The organism is Fluviicola taffensis DSM 16823 (assembly GCF_943372375.1).
In the GTDB taxonomy this organism is placed as follows: domain Bacteria; phylum Bacteroidota; class Bacteroidia; order Flavobacteriales_D; family Crocinitomicaceae; genus Fluviicola; species Fluviicola taffensis_A.
In genome coordinates this window covers 55,053-72,817 of sequence record NZ_CALRYJ010000008.1, presented here as the reverse complement: position 1 = coordinate 72,817, position 17,765 = coordinate 55,053, and the positions used below count along the sequence as shown (strand labels likewise).

Genomic DNA, 17,765 nt, shown 5'->3' with positions numbered 1-17,765 from the left:
CGTGAAAAATTATATTATCATTATACTACTGGCGTTTGCAAATTTTGCAAACGCTCAGTTGTTTGAAACCGTTTTTGAAGACAATACCTATCAATTAACAGGTGTTGCGGTTTCTAAATCTGGAAGAATTTTTACCAATTATCCTCGTTGGCACGAACCGTATCGCTATGCCTTGGTGGAAGTGGACAAAAACAACGAAGTAAAACCTTTCCCCAATGCCGAATGGAACACTTGGGACGTGGCAAAAGGTGGCGATAAAAACACACATTTTCTAGGTGTGCAAGCGGTGGTGATAGACGATAAAGATGTGATGTGGGTAGTAGATGCGGGCTACGCCAAAAATGCAGAAGGTGACAACAAAGGACAAAAATTGGTGAAGATTAATCTTCGCAAAAACGAGGTAGAAAAAGTCTATCCACTTTATCCAACCTTGAGTGTGAAAAGTTATGCCAACGACATTAGAATTGACACCAAAAAACAGTTGGCATATCTTACCAATTCGGGCGAAGGTGGCATCATCATCTTGGATTTGAAATCAGGAAATGTGCGACAAGTGTTGTTAGGAACGGAAGTGACAAAAGCTGATCCTAATTACATGATGCAACGCAACGGAAAGGATTTGTTGAGCAACGGAAAACCGTTCATCGTGCATTCTGATGGCATTGCTCTACATCCTGATGGAACGCAGTTGTATTTTAAATCTTTAACGGATAACAAACTGTATCGTGTACCAACGAAAGCCTTAAAAGACCAAACTTTGAGCGAAACGCAACTATTGTCACAAGTGGAATTTTTGGGTACCTATATCACTACAGACGGAATGGCTTTTGACCAAAAAGGCAATTTGTATTTGGGCGATTTAGAACAACGAAAGATCATCCGTTTAACCCCCGATTTGAAGACAGAAATTGTTCTTTCAAACAATGAAGCATTGGCTTGGCCAGACAGTTATCACATCACCAAAGACGGTTGGTTGTACATCAGTCTCTCTCGCATAGATGAAGAGGCACGTTTTGGCAACGAAAGAAAAGGAGTCTATAAAATAATAAGAACCAAAATTAATTAGATAATGGAAAAAAGAAATAATAAATACAAAATTCAATTAGAAGAAGTTGAATTGAAAGACGGCAGTCAAACGGGCAAAAAATTGACGATTGAAATAGAAAATCACGACGATCTATTTCAAATTATTGAAACGGCAAAATCGAAAAATATTTTCCCTGATACACAACAAGCCACCGAGTTTGCTTTGGGTTTAAAACTCTTTACCGAAGTGGTTTTGAGAAATAAAGAAAATCCTCTTTTTGAAGATTTAAAACCTGCCATTGGTGCCTTTATGCAAAAGCTAAAAAAAGTCTAGTTATGAACAAAATATTCAGCGTTGGGTTGCTCATTTTTTTGATTTCCAACGCATTGCAAGCACAGCAGAAAAGCTATCCATTAACATTCGATAGCAAAAAGTATCAAACTAAAACCTTGACTTTTGAGGGGAAATCTTTTGAAGTGAGAGCTTATGAAAACATCGTTTACGTGAGCAATCCAGTGGATACAACCTATCAAAAAATCAACATTTACATTCCTGAAGCATATTTTCAAGGAAAAAGCATGAATGGTTACACTGCGAAAACAGCACCTATTTTCTATCCCAACAAAGTGGGCGGTTATATGCCAGCTAAACCAGGCACCACAGAACCCGACAAAATGGGAATGATGCCACCATTAAACGGTGAAGTTCCTGCCAATAACACACCTCAACCTGTTGCAAAACCTCAAACCAACCAAGCACCACAAGTTTCTACTGTTGTAGCTGCATTAGCGAATGGTTACGTAGTGGCTTCTGCTGGAGCAAGAGGGAGAACCACAAAAGATGCAAACGGTATTTACACCGGAAAAGCACCGGCTGGTTTGGTAGATTTAAAGGCAGGTATTCGTTATTTGAAATTCAACGACAAAAGAATGCCGGGCGATGCCAAAAAAATTATTTCTAACGGAACGAGTGCTGGTGGAGCAATGTCGGCTTTGTTAGGAGCAACGGGCAACAACAAAGATTACGAACCTTACCTAAAGGAAATTGGTGCTGCAAAAGCCACAGATGATGTTTTTGCAGTTTCGGCGTATTGCCCGATTACCAACCTGGATCATGCCGATATGGCTTATGAATGGCAGTTTTACGGCATCAATAGTTACAAAAAAGGTGGGCCTTTTGGTGGTGGAAACAGTCAGGCACAAACGTTAAGTCAGGAACAGATAAATGTTTCAGAACAATTGAAAAAAGCATTTCCAGTCTATGTAAATTCGTTGCAATTGAAGGATAAAAACGGAAACATTTTAGCATTAGACGAAGCAGGAAACGGTAGTTTCAAAGAGTTGGTGAAAACCTACGTAATTGCATCGGCACAAAAAGCTTTGGATAATGGAAAAGATTTGAAAGATTTTAAATTCTTAACCATCGTAAATAATAAAGTGGAAGCCATTGATTTTGATGCTTATCTGAATTATTTAGGCAGACAAAAAACGCCACCTGCGTTTGATGCATTAGATGTTTCAACACCTGAGAATATGCTTTTTGGAACGAAAACCATCGACAAACAACACTTCACCGATTTTTCTTTGAAAAATTCTACTGTGAATGTCAATAAAGCAGATACCAACATCATGAAAATGATGAACCCAATGTATTACGTGGGACAACCAAAAACAACAACTTCTCAAAACTGGCGTATCCGACACGGCGAAAAAGACAAAGATACTGGCTTAGCGATTTCAATAATGCTTGGCACATTGTTAGAAAACAAAGGCTACAACGTCAACCTTGAACTTCCGTGGGAAACCACCCACAGTGGGGACTATGATTTGAAAGAGCTTTTTCATTGGGTGGATGGTCTTTGCAAATAGAATAAAAATTGCCACCAATAAGAGTTTTTCATCAGGCGGGCAGACTTGTAAACTTGGAGTTTTGTGTTCATAAGAAACTTTAGTAATAGTTTGAAGGTTTGTGCTTCGAAACCCGCCCGAACGCAAAGCCCGAAACCGTTATATACCATGCTGTATCACCAAACATTCAGTTGATAAACTATTACCCAGATTAATATCAGATAATTAGGACAACTTCTATTTCCCTGCACGATGAAATTTCATTCGATAAAGATTTCCGGCTGTTAAACCAATTGAGCTGAACAACCACAAATAGTACCCGCTATTTTTGCTAATGATAAATACAGGTGAACAATCCATAGGCTCCAACCAAGAACCGCATGTCCCTATTGGCATAATCTTGTTTGAAAACATAAAAGTCGAAGCTAAAACCATCGACAAGGAGCCAAACAGCAAAGACCTGGATGTATTCCTCATTGTTATCCAGGAATACCATAATAATGGATTTGCCAACCAGACATAACCCGCTCCTTCGGCAAATACTTCTGACCAACCAAATAGGACTAAAAGATAACCAGGATTATCCTCGTTTGAATTTGGGGTGGAATATCCAGAGAAACACAGTGAAATAATGTAAAGCAGAATGCTAAGCCAAAACGTCAACTTGAATACGATTTCTTTCTTATTCATTGGGGTATTACAATAATGAAGGTAGAACGTGATTGAGGGAATAATATTTCAACAACACTTGATACAGCTGATCAAGCGTCAGCCCACAAATTTTGCTTCGAAACAAAGATAAAATTGAAAGAAAAAGTTCTATCTTCGGAACTAAGATTTAGTTATAAATATTGCCCCTACGCCAATCCGCAAACACTAGCGGTTATTGTACTCGAAACTGCAAAAAAATGAGTGGGAAAATAAAATATGAATTTTCAGAAAAAACATGGCAACATTCTTCGCCTGGAGGTTGGTATTTTGTTTCGCTTCCAAAAGAAATGTCGAAAGAAATTAGAAGTTTATTAAAATCTGAAGAAGAAGGTTGGGGAAGATTGAAAGCGGTAGCCAAAATTGGTGTTAGTGAATGGAAAACCGCAATCTGGTTTGATAAAAAAAATGAAACTTATTTGTTGCCATTAAAAGCGGAAATAAGAAAAAAAGAGCATATTGAAGCACCAAAACAAATAGATGTGGTTATTTGGATTTAGTACATTACTGAAAAGAAACAACAACCGCTAACAGCCGTCATGACTAATCTGCTTTTGTAACAAAAGGGCTGACTCGACTGTCTTAGTATTATAAAAAGCAGAGCTTATGAAAATTTACTTCAGTTTATTAGTGTCATTTTTTTGTTCTGTTTATTTATTTTCTCAAGTAAATATCAAAATAGGGTCGCAAGAAACAACGGTATACCCATTAATTATTAACAAACAAGATTTAGCCGAACAATTGCTCCCGCTTAAAGAGTTGTTTTCTTCCAAATCAATTATTGGGATGGGGGAAGCTACACATGGTAGCCGTGAGTTTTTTGAAATTAAGAATGGAGTATTTCAATGGCTGGTAAACAATTGTAATTACAGAGTATTTGGTATTGAAGCGACCTATGGAGGATGTTGTTATATCAATGATTTTGTGAAGTCCGGTGAGGGGAATATTGATAGCGTGATGGTTTACTTAGATTTCTGGACTTGGCAAACAGAAGAAGTTCGTGACCTGATTTTGTGGATAAAAGATTATAATGCTCAAGCAGAACAGTTGGAAAAAATATCTTTTTACGGTTTTGATATGCAAAACTTTTATTCTCCGGTCCTGTATTTAAATGATTATGTGAAAAAACACTACTCAGAACACTACGACAAGATTAAGGCTATAAGTTTTCCGATACTTGGAAAAACGGAATTGAAGATTTACCAATTGCTCCAAAACAAGAAAAATACGTTTGAGGACACATTACGGCAAACACACCAACTACTTGCAGATTGGGTGCTTTTCAATAAAAATAACATTGAAACAACGCAATCAAAGAACCAATTTCAAGACCTTCAGCTATGTATCGAAAATTTAGGACAAGCAATAAACAGTTTATCTGTAAATAATGCATCTCGATACAGAGATAGTTGCATGGCTTATAATGTCTTAAGAATACAAAAGCTTGAAAATAAAAAAATGTTTATTTGGGCGCATAACGGGCATATTAATTTTGCTCGGGCAGACAATTATGTTGGGAACGGTTTGTATATGGGTGAACATTTGAAGAAAAATAGGGGGGATGCTTATTATGCCATTGGATTGGTGTTCAATCAAGGTAGTTTCCAGGCTATTCAGGGTCCAAAGTCGATTGGTAGTGCAATATTTAAATACATTTTTGCCAGAAAGAAACTATATCAAGGCTTGAAAGAGTGTCATGTGCCGGTTAGCCATAAAAACACTTTCACGAATGCCCTGTGTGAAACCAATTATCCTATCTATTTTACAGATATTTCCCATTCAGAGAATCCTGTTTTTTCAACCATTTTAAAAACCTATGACATAGGTTCCATATTTGTTAATTACAAATTAAGCTCAGGATCAATTAACGCGAAAAAACAGTTTGATGGTTTGATTTATGTTGAAAAAACGAGCAGAGCGCGACCTATTTATATTAAAAAGTAAAAAACTTGTAATTTCGAAGAACCAAAACGAATGAGTGTATTTATACCGCTAACAGCCGTCTCGTTATTGGTAATGCCCGGCAGACAAATATCATGAAATTGACTGCAATAAAATTATCTTTGACACAATAAAAAACGGGGGAAGCTGAAAACCGAATAGAGTAAGTAACAAAACGATAACCAGAATGAATAAATTTATGATAGATATCCTTTTGGAAGGATTAGACAATGAAACACGAATGAAATTATTGCCAAGAGAGCAAGAAATAATCAAAGAATGGGAAGAAGATGGAATTCTTTTGGCTTCTTATATAAAAGCGGATACCGCTGGAATTTATTTGGTGTTATTGGCTAATGATAAATCGGATGCAGATAAAAGACTTTCAACGCTGCCATACTATCCTTATATGAAAATTGAAATGACGGCATTAAGACCGTAAGAAATTGGCGGTTTACTGGTTAAATGAAGCAGGGTGCTTCGAATCAACTTTAGTAATAAATTGAAATTGGGTGTTCCGAAGTCCACCAACGCACAGTCCGAAAATCGGTGGTGGCAATTTTAGCACCTTACTTACAAAATGAAATTAGATTTTTACAAACCACTTGACCCAGTTCTGCAAGAATACATTCAAGGATATTATTTCATTTCTGAGAGTCAGGATTCCGAATTATTGCATTATTGGACTTTCCCCAATAATTACACGATTCTTTCGATTCATCAGAATGCTAAAACTGAATTTCAGGCAAACAAGATCGTTGTCAGCAAAACAGATGACAAAAAAATCACCGCAGATTTAGTGATTCGATATACTAAATCGATCGAAGTAGTTTATCAAGCTGCTACAAATGAAATTACGGTATACTTCAAACCGTTGGGAATTCAGAAATTTATGCACCCGGATATAGGTTTTATTCAGGAAAACCGGAATGGTAATTTCACTCCATTTAGTGATTTCGAAGAAGTGATGCATCACCTGTTTTCTATACCGGATCGGCAAAAACAAATTGAATTATTTGAAAATTACTGGATTTCAAAATTCAGGGAGAAAGATGTTTCATTCATTCAGAATATATTAGATGATGTTGAAGCAGGTTTGAAAATCGAGGAAATTGCTGAGAAATACAGTTTTTCGAGACAACATATCAGCAAACTGTTTAAAGAAAACATGGGCAAAACGCTCTCCGAGTATAAAAAAATACACCAATTCAGAAGTACATTGAAAAAAAACATGAAAGTTAAAAACCTGACGGAATTGGCTTACGAAAATTCATATTACGACCAATCACATTTCATTAAAAACTTTAAAGAATTAACTCAAATTAAGCCCACCGCTTTTTTTACAAAAGTGGATATTGAAAAAGAAAATATTTGGCTTTACATCTGACAGGTTCCATTTTTACAATTTTGCCCCGAACAATGGAGCTAAATTTGAAATACAATCCTAAAACAAAGAAAAATGAAAAAAGGTTTATTCATGATTGCGCTCTTAATTTTCAACCTTGCATTTGGACAAGAAAAAAAGAAAGCCACAGACGAAGAAAAACTGACTAAATGTATTCTTGAAAACACAAACTATTTCACCTTTAATGGACAAAAGCCGGACGGAAAGGGCTGGGATATTCTGGAAAATCTTTTCGCAAACAATCAATTTGTTGCTTGGGGCGAATATCATAATTCACCATTACTATCGCAATTGACAAATTATGCCTTAGAAAGTGCTTCAAAATATGGTTATAAAACCTGGTGTGCAGAAATAAGTCCATTTGCGGCAGCTGAACTTATGCGTATTGCAAAGTCTAAAAATCCATTGGATACCATTTCTCGGATTGCCAATGAGCGACCAAATTTTACAACCTTTCCTTTTTTTCAAACGAAAGAAGATATTGGTATGCTAACAACAGCTAATCAGTTTGGATATACCATTTGGGGTATTGATCAGGAATTTCAAACAGCTTTTCCTTACTGCCTTGATAAAGTATACCAAGCGCAACCTAAAAATACCAGGGAACGATTCAAAGCAGTTTATGACAGCCTGCAAGCTAGTTGGTGGAATCCGGAAGCTAAACTATTAGACAGTTTAAAAAAAGGAATAAAACAACCGAATTTAAAGAGAGTATTAGACGATATCAAAATATCAAAAGACATTTATTATTACAGCGATAATCAAAGGCGAGCCGACTTGATGAAAACAAATTTTTATAATTACTATGATGGTTTAAAAACTAAAAATGAAAAAGTCTTTTTCAAAATGGGTTCGAATCATTTGGCTAGAGGCATGAATTTGGAAACTAATTTATACGATATTGGGAATGCAGTTTACGAGCTGGCACAGAGAAATAAAACGAATTTTTCAAATGTTTACATTATGGTTAGATACACGGAAGAGGAAGGTGTAATAACCGATGATTTAGAAGAAAAAAACAATCAAAACCCCAAAGTATTTTCAAAATTATATGACAAAGATAAGTGGGTATTAGTAGACATAAGAAGTTTGAGACTTCGAATGAGATATGATAATTCACTCACTTCAGACACATACAAAATGATTGAAAAGTATGACTATGTCTTAGTATCACCGGAAATTCTAAAATAAAAGGTACTGTTTTAAAAAGCAAGCAATAGACAAAAAAAGTATTTTTAGTATTCTTAAAGAAGTTAGACCTTCGAACTATCTTGTGTAGTCCCAGCTATAGAGTTGGGACTACTTGCTTTATAACCTTCAATAAATTCGGTTTGGTTCTTCTGTTAATATTGTTTTACAGCAATCAAGTCTGACCAAGTTGAAGCGTATAAACACCATAACAACGCCTCAAGTGTAAGCTTAAATCTTGCTTCGAAACAAAGATCATTTAAATAGAAAAAGTTCTATCTTCGGAATAATAAAAAATTGAAAAAGTGGGACTTACGTCTGCGTGTTGACCGCTATAACCAATTTAGACCAAACAGATACCAAACAAAGAATAAAATTCGAATGATATATAAACTCCTATCATTTTCTGAGCATAAATTTTTAAACGAATTTGTTTATGATATTTACCGGTTACAAACCACAAAACAAGGTGTCGAATATAGCACTGCACCAAATGGAATAGTAGGTATTTCAATTATTATGAGTGGCAAATCAGAAGTTTTAGTAGGGAATAATTGGGAAAAAACACCTAAAGTATTTATTTATGGACTAATAAAAACACCAGATGTTTTTAGAATAAGTGCGAACTATACTGAAATTGCAATTGGCTTCAAACCTTATTTTTTGCAACTGCTTATAAAGAACAGCATGAGTGATATAATTCAGACGAAAAACATGAATGCAACTGATATTTTCACTCATACAGATGAATTTTACGAACAGTTGTGCTCTGCAAAATCTGAATATGAAACCTTAGTAGTTATTGAGAAGTTTCTTTTAAAACAACTCAACCCTCTAAAAACAGATAAAAGATTATTGACGGCGATGAAATATATTTATGATGATGGTATAACAAACGTTTCTGAATTGAGTGAAAAATTAAATCTATCATCAACAAGTGTACGAAATATATTTAGGGATGGTATAGGAAGATCTCCTAAAGAAGTTGTCACGATTTTAAGGATAAATAACATTTTAAAATCAGATATTAATTCATTTGCTTCATTGACAGAACTATGCTATAAAAATGGGTATTTTGATCAATCCCATTTTATAAATGACTTTCGGGATTCATTAGGGATGACTCCTAGCCAATATTTTAATAATAATAAGTTGGCTTTCGATTTTTACAATTCTGGTAGATGGGAAGGTAATATTTTTGAGCAATCTAATTTAGGAAAATGGAAAAAATAACCTTTTTAATGCTTGTGGTCTTGATATCCTCATACTCACTTGCACAATCATCAGATTACAATGAACAAAAACATTCAATTGAAACGATAGTAGACGCCTTCAATAAACAAGACTACAAATTGATGCAAAAACCATGGGGTATAATAGGTAAATTAATCATTTCGAATAATATGCTTCGCAAAGATTTTGAACCTTATTTCAAAAGATATGGCGCTGCAACAATTGACACTACCATTTTTAGCTCCATTTATAATGGAACGGCAGAGTTAAAATTCAATGCTTATCCTAATAATAGAACCTTTCTCACTTTTAATTTTAATGAAAAGGGTAAGGTAGAAGGAATGGGATTTGGCTATCCTACTTTCGTTTACAGAAAGCGTGTGTCAACTGAAGAACCATTTTTGTTAAATACAGATAAAAATAAAAGGATAGATTCTATAGTTGCTAGATATATAAATAATCCCTCAAATAATTTTAACGGTTGTATAATGGTAACCAGTGGGGATGATATTATTTATAAAAATTGTATTGGCTATTCAAATTTTGATAAACAAATTACTCTAAATGATAGTTCGAAGTTTCTCCTGGCTTCTTGCACTAAACAGTTCACTGCAATTGCAATCATGCAATTACAAGAACAAGGTAAACTAAATTATGATGACAATATTAAATTATATCTTCCTGATTTTCCATACGATAATATTACAATTAGGAATCTTTTAACTCATACTTCCGGATTACCTGATTACTTTTTACTTCTTGATAAGTATTGGGATAAAACAAAAATTGCTACTAATAATGATGTTTATTCACTATTAAAAGAAAAGAAACCTAGAATACAATTTTCTCCTAATGAATACTTTATATATAGTAATACAGGCTACGTAATACTTTCATTAATAATTGAAAAAATATCAGGTAAAACCTACAATGAGTTTTTAGTAAATAATATTTTCAAACCACTAAAGATGAACCAAACTTTCGTTTACCACAGAAGAAAGCAAATAGAAAAATTGGAAAACTATGCATTAGGTTACGTCTTTTCAAAGGATATGGGTAGATACATACTTCCGGATAGTTTGGAAGCATACAATTATGTTACTTATATGGACGGAATAACAGGTGATGATGGAGTTAGTTCAAGTATTATTGATCTTAAAATTTGGAATGAAGCCATCAGAAATAATTCTTTAGTAAGTCAAAATTCAATGGATTTAGCGAATACTAAGCATAAACTAAATGATGGGAAAGAGATAAATTATGGTTTTGGTGTATTCTTAATTAAAGGACAAACGATAGAAAACATTGCCTACCATACAGGGGGATGGCCAGGCTATTCAACGATGATACTTCGGTTTTCAGATAGAAATGAAAGTATCATAATATTATCAAATAATGATTATGACAACTTTGCGTTTTTAGTAGACGAAATATGTGCCTTTATACTCAACTGAAAACTTAAATCCGACTTCTCTATCTAAGCGAAAAACGGATATATAATACTTTGAAAAGACAGATGTTTATGAGAAAATTAGTAACACTATTGATATTAGTCTGTTGTTTAGCATCATGTGGGCAAACAATACCGAATAATGACCAAACCGGAAAAACAAACTTAATACCTGTTGATACTTCTGTGATTGCTATATTACCATTTGACACTACACAGACATGGATTTTCAAAGGATGCAAACAGGGAAATTTATCAGCTGCAGACTTTGAAACAATTGATAGTTTATTGATGCAATGTGTTGATAATTATAACAAAGGACAGGAACTCATATATAAGGAAAAAAGGCTGGTAAATAATTATTTACTCGATTTAAAAACCCAAAAAAGACAATACATAGCAGTAGTCAATGACAAAGGTGAGAGAGAAGTATGGGTGAATTGTTTTTGTAGGACACGGGGCCGAAACTGGAAAAAGCAAATGATAATGGTTGAAGACGGAGGGGCTTGTTATTTCAATCTGAAAATCAATCTAACAAATAAGAAATATGATGAGTTAATGGTGAATGGAATTGGTTGACGACAACAGAAAAACGCTACTTGACAATACACCCAAAAGGCAGCGGTATGTTCAAAAACAGTTTTGTGGTGAAAATCCATCTTCGGCCAGGACCTTCAGGTTTTTGTACAGGGCTAAATCCAGAAACTTCCGTATAGATTCTATTGGCTTTTTTACTAAATTTGAATTTTATGGTCTTTCTACCACACCTTCGCAAAGCATCTTGAATGTTCCCTGCAAACAAGACAAACAACCTATTATTGAAACAATCCAATGCAAATACAAAACATTCCGGAAAGCTTTTTAGATTCAACTATTCAATCCCCCGAGTTATTTGTTTACGATTTCAAAATGACAGAAGATGCTGTAAATATCAAAGTCAATTTGACCCATAATATGTTTAGTTTTTTGCAATTGGGCGAAAAAAAAGTGAAGTTTGAAGACGCCTTTGTTGAAGTAAATAACAAGCAATCGGTTTTAATCAAATCGGGAAACTGTTTAATGACCGAATTGTTAGACAACAATGAAATTTATTTTTGCAAATTATTGTTTTTCACCAATAAAAATGTTGTCCATTTCCTTAAAAAACATGCTGAATACGTTTCGAAACTGGAAAAAAAATCAAATTCAGAGACTCCTTTTTTTGTTATAGAAAACGATGATTTTATCCACTCTTTTGTTAACTCCATTTCAACTATTTTAAACATAAAAGCAGATACTAAAGTATTATTGGAAATTAAATTGGAGGAGATATTGTTCTATTTGTCTCAAAAATATGGCGTTTCGTTTATTCATTATTTGCAATCATTGGCATCTGCTGAGAAAAATACTACATTCAAAAATATTGTAGAAGCCAACATAAACTCTAATTTGAGTTTAATAGAAATAGCTTTTCTTGCCAATATGAGTTTATCCACATTTAAACGACATTTCCTATCAGAATATAATGCCAATCCCGGCAAGTGGTTGCAACAAAAAAGACTTGCATTAGCAAAACATTTGATGGAAAATGAACATAAAAAACCATCCGAAATTCATAAGCAATTTGGTTATAATAGCCTTTCAAATTTTTGTGTTGCTTTCAAAAATGAATTTGGTTTCAGTCCAAAAAGAGTGAAATAATTAGAAATCATTTAATTTGAACCTTTTTCATAAGTTTTTGAACTTTGCAATTGAAATATGCCACCTACTTTTGCTATTCAATTCAAAAAGTAAAAAACAAATGAACATTACCTTAGAACAAGCAGAAAAAATGATAGTTGCTGCAAAAGCAAAAGCAGTAGAATTAGATACAAAAATGAATATTTGTGTTGTTGATGCAGGTGCAAACATATTGGCATTCGTGCGTATGGATGGCGCTTGGTTAGGGTCAGCAGATATTTCTTTAAAGAAAGCAAAAACGGCTCGTTTCTTTGATTTCCCAACAGGAGTAATTGGAAGTCTTTCACAACCAGGTGGTTCATTGTTTGGAATTGAACATTCAAATGGTGGATTAATTTCTTTTCCCGGTGGAATTCCTGTAAAAAATAGTGCCGGTGAAGTTATTGGTGCTATTGGTGTTTCAGGTAGTACTGTTGAAAACGACCATACTGTTGCTGAAGCAGGAGCTAACGCATTATAATTTTTATATCGTATTAACTAAATGGTCTGGAATGTACTTTCAGACCATTTTCTATTTCTTAAAAATGAAAAAGTATATCGCAGAATTCATAGGAACGTTTATTCTGGTATTTTTCGGAACAGGTTCGGTCATTGTTAATGAACAATATAACAACGCATTAGACTTAATTGGGATCTCCTTTGCTTTTGGAATTGTTATCGTTGCGATAATTTATTCACTTGGAAGTATTTCCGGTGCACATATCAATCCGGCGGTGACAATGACTTTATTGATTGGGAAGTTAATAGACAAAAAGGATGCTTTGTTTTATATGATTGCGCAATTTTCCGGGGCTATTATTGCAAGTTTATTGCTACATTCTATTTTTCCAAATAATCTGGAATTGGGAGCAACAAATCCTTCTGGTTCTATTGTTCAAACTTTTGTAGTAGAACTAGTTTCTTCATTTGTCTTGATGTTAACCATTTTAGGAGTTACTCAAAAAGAAACAAAAGTAGCTGCCGGATTAGTTATCGGTTTGACTGTAACTGGCCTGATACTATTTGCCGGACCAATTTCCGGAGGTTCATTTAATCCCGCAAGAAGCTTTGCTCCAGCAGTAATCTCAGGGAACATTTCAAACTTATGGATTTATTTATCTGCCCCGTTAGTTGGAAGCATATCGGCATTGTTAATATGGAATTTGATGAGTTTAGGAAAAAATGCTGTCAGGTAACAATGCTTGTGCGTCGGGTGATGATGTAGAACTTGATGATTTTAGACATTTAACTAAATTTACTTCCTGCATGAATTGCTGCCCCGAAAACCAACAACTCAAAGCTTCAGTTATTATTAGCAACTTTAACAGGTAAATTAAACCAATCAAGAATTTAACAATCTAACTGATTTAGAATGAATAATCTTATGAAAACAGTTGTTTATATCACAATTTTGGTCGCGTTTAATTCGCTTTCTTCGTTCGGACAAACTTACATGGGACCAATATCAAAACCGACAAGCGGTTATGGTGCAGACGGAAGTTATACCGTAGCAACACAATCCTTCAATAATCCAAATTATTCGGGACACGATATTGTAATTTACTATCCTACAGGAATAACGTCACCTGTTCCGACCATATTTTACAGTCACGCTTTTGGTGGAAACAACCCGAATAACATTTCAGGCTTCTTGAATTTTGTTGCTAAAAAAGGTTACGCCGTTGTCTATGTTCCGTATCAAACAACAGGAGTTACTGTTCAGGACCGATACAGCAACCTGTTAACTGGTTTCACAAAAGCAGCACGTGATTACCCCAGTATTATTGACACGACAAAAGTTGGCTTTGTCGGACATTCTTTTGGTGGCGGAGCTTCTTTTGCCAATGCTTTTCATTGTTTCACAACACTAAATTGGGGACAATCCGGGCGTTTCGTTTTTGCAATGGCACAATGGTATTCCTACAATATTTCTCAGACAGAATTACAATCATTTCCCAATGACGTAAAATTATTGACCATCGTTTATGAAAATGATGATACAAACGATCAACGTATGGCAAACGACATTTTTAATACGATTAACATTCCTGCCTCAGAAAAAGATTATCTGCGTGTAAAATCCGATACCATTAGTGGATATGTTTATACCGCTGATCACGTTGTTCCAAACAATTCAGCTTTTGACGCTTTGGATTATTATGCCTATTACAGACTATTTGACGCCATGTGCGATTACGTTTTCAACGGGAGTAATGCAGGAAAAGATGTTGCTTTGGGAAATGGAAGTGTCAATCAAATTACGATGCCGGGCGGTTTACACAATTTAGTACATAGCGAAACTCCAACATTTGCAAACGCACAAAGTACTTATCAATATCCTTGCAGTTCTTCCGAGAATCCAAGAATAGACCATTGCGATGAAGCTCTTTCAACTTCCGAAATAGTTGCAGATATGCGGTTTTCAATGTTCCCCAATCCAGCTAAAACACTCTTTTACATTGAAACGGACAAAGCAATTTCTCAAATTGACATTTTAAATCAACAAGGACAACTTGTATTAACAACGAATACGAAAAACATCTCAATCAGTGAGTTGCCAAGCGGACTGTATTTTGTGAAAGTCGGTTTTATAGACCAAAGTTTAAGTGTGGGGAAATTGATAAAAGAATAACTCCGTCAACAGCAGATGGTCATAATTTTGACCGGAAAAGGATAGAAAACTTGGATGAACCTTATCCCTCAGGTCAAAACAGTAGTAAATCAATTTAACATAAAAATTCTGAGGAACTAAAAATATGACTTTAAGTGAGATAATATTGAACTGTATTCATTATGTAGATGATGAAAAGATACATATCGTTTTTGCAAAGAAAACAAATGGAAAATTCAGTCCTGATTCTGAAGCAGTTGTTTTATTATTAACTGAAGAGGAACTTGAAAATAATGATCTGCAAGAAATAGCGAATTCACATTGCCCCAGATTTGACTATTTTTTAGAAGTTTTTATAATTCAAGATTTTTTAGAAGATTTGAAATCCCTTAAAGAGTTTGATACAGATTCTAAAATTGTCAACCGAGTAATTTACTATGGTGAATACGATGCTTGATTAATACACATAACGGCAGTCATGGCGCCAAATATCAAATGTTCTTGAAACAATAAATAACTTGAAAGAAAATAATTTTAACTTCGGTAAACCGATTTTTTAAGAGTCGGGGCAAGTGTCGGGCTCAAAAAACCGTTAATGGCGATTTTTCAGGAAACGATATAGAGAGCAAGAACTAACAGAAATACACCAAATGAATATTAAGAATTTTGAGTTCAAGGCAAAAATTGACGAAATCGCAAAATACGAAAACCTGTTATTGACACTTAATCCAAAATTTCAAGGACTTGATCATCAAATAGATACGTATTTTAATGCTAATCAAGGAAGATTGAAATTGAGAGAAGGAACTATCGAAAACTCGTTGATTCATTATGACAGAGAAAATGTTTTGGGCTCAAAAGAATCTCAAATCATTTTGTATCAACACGAACCAAATGTTGCTTTGAAAAATATATTAACTAAACAACTAGGTGTAAAAACTGTCGTGGATAAGAAACGAAAAATCTATTTTATAGACCATGTTAAATTTCATTTTGACCTTGTTGAAGGTTTAGGAACATTTCTGGAAGTTGAAGCAATTGATAGTAAAGAAGAGTTTACATTAGAAGAATTGAAACTAGCATGTGACAACTACTTTCACTTTTTTGAACTGACACAGGATCAGGTTATTGATCGATCATATAGCGATTTGATAATGGAACTAAATTAAAAAACAAGCATTAACTTTCGCCTTCGGAATACCCAAACCGTTATCAGCAAGCATAAAACAACATGAAATAAAAAGTACCAGTAGCATGAATGGATTATTTTACCACAATGAAATGAAGGAAGGCAGTATGTCTACCACTCTTAGCTTATTACGTTTTTACGAAAACGGGTATGTAATATTCAAAAAAATCACGGGAGATAAAGCGTACTTTACAAAAGAGTTAAAGACATTCTCTATGACAGGACATGAAGTGAACGGAGAACCGGAATATACTTTTTGCGGAGCATTTGAATATTTTGGAAATGGCACCATTTCATTTAAAGTTGAAAATCAAGTTAGTGCCCCTTCAAACACTTGGGTAGAAAAGGATCTTTTAACTTTTAAAGGATCAGTAGTAAGTGAAACAGAATTGATTTTGAAGCAGCTTAGTAAACGGACAAACTTTGAGGTTGAAAACAAGTATTTAAAGACAACAGACCAAGACTTGATAAACGAACTATAGACCAATTTTCAAAGGGTTGCAAGCTAGAAACGAAAGAAAAAACAACAATAAAATTAGAATATGGCAGTATCCATATGTGCGTTTAATTCAACAGAACTAACGAATCAAGAATTAATAGATGATGGATTGAACTTATTCGTAGCGTGGGAGCTGAGTGATATGTTTAGCGATTTATTGATTAGTAGAGAAATTGCATTTGGCAATGATCTTGGGGAATTAGATCAAATAGCGAAGATTATTGATGTGAATGTTGATATAATCTACTCAATGAGCAACTATTGGGATAAAGAGCAAGAGTTAGAACATTTATCCAGGTTAGATAATGAAGTGGACAAAGCAAAACAGTTAGTAATCATTCAAACCAATAATGACCAGTTAATAGGGAATATTGAAAAGGTTTACGAAACAATCTGCTCACTTGAAACGGGAATTTTAAGAATAGACGATTTAAAGACTTTAATAACGGATACAAATGCCTATTTCTATGATAACAATCGTTACTTTTCAAAAGAAAGTAGGCCTTATAGTAGTAACTTATTAAGTGACCTGTTAAAAATGAAAGAATTCATTGAATTTGTTAAACCTCTGGATGCTGACACCCTTTACTTTAAATTTAAAACAGTTAATTGAACGGATAATGGGAACTTGGGGAGTAGGAATAACGGATAATGATACAGCAAGTGATGTTTATGCAGATTTTGTGTTACTGCTAAAAACAAATTCGATTGAAGAAGTGATGGAAAAGATGACTGTTCATTATCAGTCAAAAATAAATTCGCACGAAGAACAGTACAATTTTTGGTTTGCAATTGCATCTGCCCAACTAGATACTAATACATTGCAAATGGACATTGTTGAAAAGGTTAAACAAATTATTTTAGGTGGCGAAGATATGCTGTTGTGGAAAGAATTAAACGCAAGTGAATCAGATCTCAATTTGAGAAAAGAAGCATTGAATCATTTTTTAACGCTTCTGACGTAATATA

General features: G+C 34.3%; 21 protein-coding genes. 20 read left to right on the top strand and 1 reads right to left on the bottom strand.

What is annotated here, in order from left to right; translation table 11 throughout:
- Position 1 precedes the first annotated feature (1 nt).
- Genes AAG807_RS12340 through AAG807_RS12330 form a run of 3 tightly spaced genes read left to right on the top strand, consistent with a single transcriptional unit; the run spans position 2 to position 2,895 of the window.
- Positions 2 to 1,066 (top strand): L-dopachrome tautomerase-related protein, encoded by a 1,065-nt coding sequence (locus AAG807_RS12340; RefSeq protein WP_341904277.1) that lies wholly within the window; start codon positions 2 to 4, stop codon positions 1,064 to 1,066.
- A 3-nt stretch (positions 1,067 to 1,069) separates the two neighbouring features.
- A complete protein-coding gene (locus AAG807_RS12335) occupies positions 1,070 to 1,360 on the top strand; it encodes a DUF3861 domain-containing protein (protein WP_341904274.1) in 291 nt (96 codons plus the stop codon).
- 2 nt (positions 1,361 to 1,362) lie between these two features.
- Entirely contained in the window at positions 1,363 to 2,895 is a 1,533-nt protein-coding gene (locus AAG807_RS12330) for a subtype B tannase (protein ID WP_341904272.1), read from the top strand.
- 310 nt (positions 2,896 to 3,205) lie between these two features.
- Here AAG807_RS12330 and AAG807_RS12325 read toward each other — a convergent pair whose 3' ends face one another.
- Positions 3,206 to 3,370 (bottom strand): hypothetical protein, encoded by a 165-nt coding sequence (locus tag AAG807_RS12325; RefSeq protein ID WP_341904270.1) that lies wholly within the window; start codon positions 3,368 to 3,370, stop codon positions 3,206 to 3,208.
- Positions 3,371 to 3,782: 412 nt separating this feature from the next.
- Between AAG807_RS12325 and AAG807_RS12320 the strand changes: the two genes are divergently transcribed.
- The 17 genes from AAG807_RS12320 (at position 3,783) to AAG807_RS12240 (ending at position 17,761) form a co-directional block, all read left to right on the top strand.
- The gene (locus AAG807_RS12320; protein WP_341904268.1) at positions 3,783 to 4,082 is read left to right on the top strand and encodes a DUF1905 domain-containing protein; all 300 of its coding nucleotides are present in this window, start codon (positions 3,783 to 3,785) and stop codon (positions 4,080 to 4,082) included.
- A gap of 106 nt (positions 4,083 to 4,188) precedes the next feature.
- Positions 4,189 to 5,526 carry an erythromycin esterase family protein gene (locus tag AAG807_RS12315; RefSeq protein WP_341904265.1) on the top strand — a complete coding sequence of 446 codons (1,338 nt, stop codon included), beginning with the start codon at positions 4,189 to 4,191 and terminating at the stop codon, positions 5,524 to 5,526.
- A 184-nt stretch (positions 5,527 to 5,710) separates the two neighbouring features.
- Positions 5,711 to 5,965 (top strand): muconolactone Delta-isomerase family protein, encoded by a 255-nt coding sequence (locus AAG807_RS12310; protein ID WP_341904261.1) that lies wholly within the window; start codon positions 5,711 to 5,713, stop codon positions 5,963 to 5,965.
- Positions 5,966 to 6,103: 138 nt separating this feature from the next.
- Positions 6,104 to 6,910, top strand: a complete 807-nt coding sequence (locus AAG807_RS12305; protein ID WP_341904258.1) for an AraC family transcriptional regulator — start codon at positions 6,104 to 6,106, stop codon at positions 6,908 to 6,910.
- A gap of 72 nt (positions 6,911 to 6,982) precedes the next feature.
- Positions 6,983 to 8,119 carry a hypothetical protein gene (locus AAG807_RS12300; RefSeq protein WP_341904256.1) on the top strand — a complete coding sequence of 379 codons (1,137 nt, stop codon included), beginning with the start codon at positions 6,983 to 6,985 and terminating at the stop codon, positions 8,117 to 8,119.
- Positions 8,120 to 8,413: 294 nt separating this feature from the next.
- Positions 8,414 to 9,349: a helix-turn-helix transcriptional regulator gene (locus AAG807_RS12295; RefSeq protein WP_341904253.1), complete on the top strand. Its 936-nt coding sequence runs from the start codon at positions 8,414 to 8,416 to the stop codon at positions 9,347 to 9,349.
- Positions 9,337 to 10,803, top strand: a complete 1,467-nt coding sequence (locus AAG807_RS12290; RefSeq protein WP_341904252.1) for a serine hydrolase domain-containing protein — start codon at positions 9,337 to 9,339, stop codon at positions 10,801 to 10,803. The genes AAG807_RS12295 and AAG807_RS12290 overlap by 13 nt, the downstream gene beginning before the upstream one ends.
- Positions 10,804 to 10,871: 68 nt before the next feature.
- A complete protein-coding gene (locus tag AAG807_RS12285; protein WP_341904249.1) occupies positions 10,872 to 11,378 on the top strand; it encodes a hypothetical protein in 507 nt (168 codons plus the stop codon).
- A gap of 252 nt (positions 11,379 to 11,630) precedes the next feature.
- Positions 11,631 to 12,479, top strand: a complete 849-nt coding sequence (locus AAG807_RS12280) for an AraC family transcriptional regulator (RefSeq protein ID WP_341904247.1) — start codon at positions 11,631 to 11,633, stop codon at positions 12,477 to 12,479.
- Positions 12,480 to 12,579: 100 nt separating this feature from the next.
- On the top strand, positions 12,580 to 12,978 hold the full coding sequence (locus tag AAG807_RS12275; RefSeq protein ID WP_341904244.1) for a heme-binding protein: 399 nt from the start codon (positions 12,580 to 12,582) through the stop codon (positions 12,976 to 12,978).
- A gap of 64 nt (positions 12,979 to 13,042) precedes the next feature.
- Positions 13,043 to 13,693, top strand: a complete 651-nt coding sequence (locus tag AAG807_RS12270) for an MIP family channel protein (RefSeq protein WP_341904241.1) — start codon at positions 13,043 to 13,045, stop codon at positions 13,691 to 13,693.
- 176 nt (positions 13,694 to 13,869) lie between these two features.
- Positions 13,870 to 15,129, top strand: a complete 1,260-nt coding sequence (locus AAG807_RS12265) for a T9SS type A sorting domain-containing protein (protein WP_341904239.1) — start codon at positions 13,870 to 13,872, stop codon at positions 15,127 to 15,129.
- 124 nt (positions 15,130 to 15,253) lie between these two features.
- Positions 15,254 to 15,565, top strand: a complete 312-nt coding sequence (locus AAG807_RS12260) for a hypothetical protein (RefSeq protein WP_341904236.1) — start codon at positions 15,254 to 15,256, stop codon at positions 15,563 to 15,565.
- 193 nt (positions 15,566 to 15,758) lie between these two features.
- Positions 15,759 to 16,277 carry a class IV adenylate cyclase gene (locus AAG807_RS12255; protein ID WP_341904233.1) on the top strand — a complete coding sequence of 173 codons (519 nt, stop codon included), beginning with the start codon at positions 15,759 to 15,761 and terminating at the stop codon, positions 16,275 to 16,277.
- Positions 16,278 to 16,362: 85 nt separating this feature from the next.
- On the top strand, positions 16,363 to 16,779 hold the full coding sequence (locus AAG807_RS12250) for a hypothetical protein (RefSeq protein ID WP_341904230.1): 417 nt from the start codon (positions 16,363 to 16,365) through the stop codon (positions 16,777 to 16,779).
- 60 nt (positions 16,780 to 16,839) lie between these two features.
- On the top strand, positions 16,840 to 17,409 hold the full coding sequence (locus AAG807_RS12245) for a hypothetical protein (protein WP_341904227.1): 570 nt from the start codon (positions 16,840 to 16,842) through the stop codon (positions 17,407 to 17,409).
- A gap of 7 nt (positions 17,410 to 17,416) precedes the next feature.
- The gene (locus tag AAG807_RS12240) at positions 17,417 to 17,761 is read left to right on the top strand and encodes a hypothetical protein (protein WP_341904224.1); all 345 of its coding nucleotides are present in this window, start codon (positions 17,417 to 17,419) and stop codon (positions 17,759 to 17,761) included.
- The last annotated feature ends 4 nt before the right edge of the window (positions 17,762 to 17,765 follow it).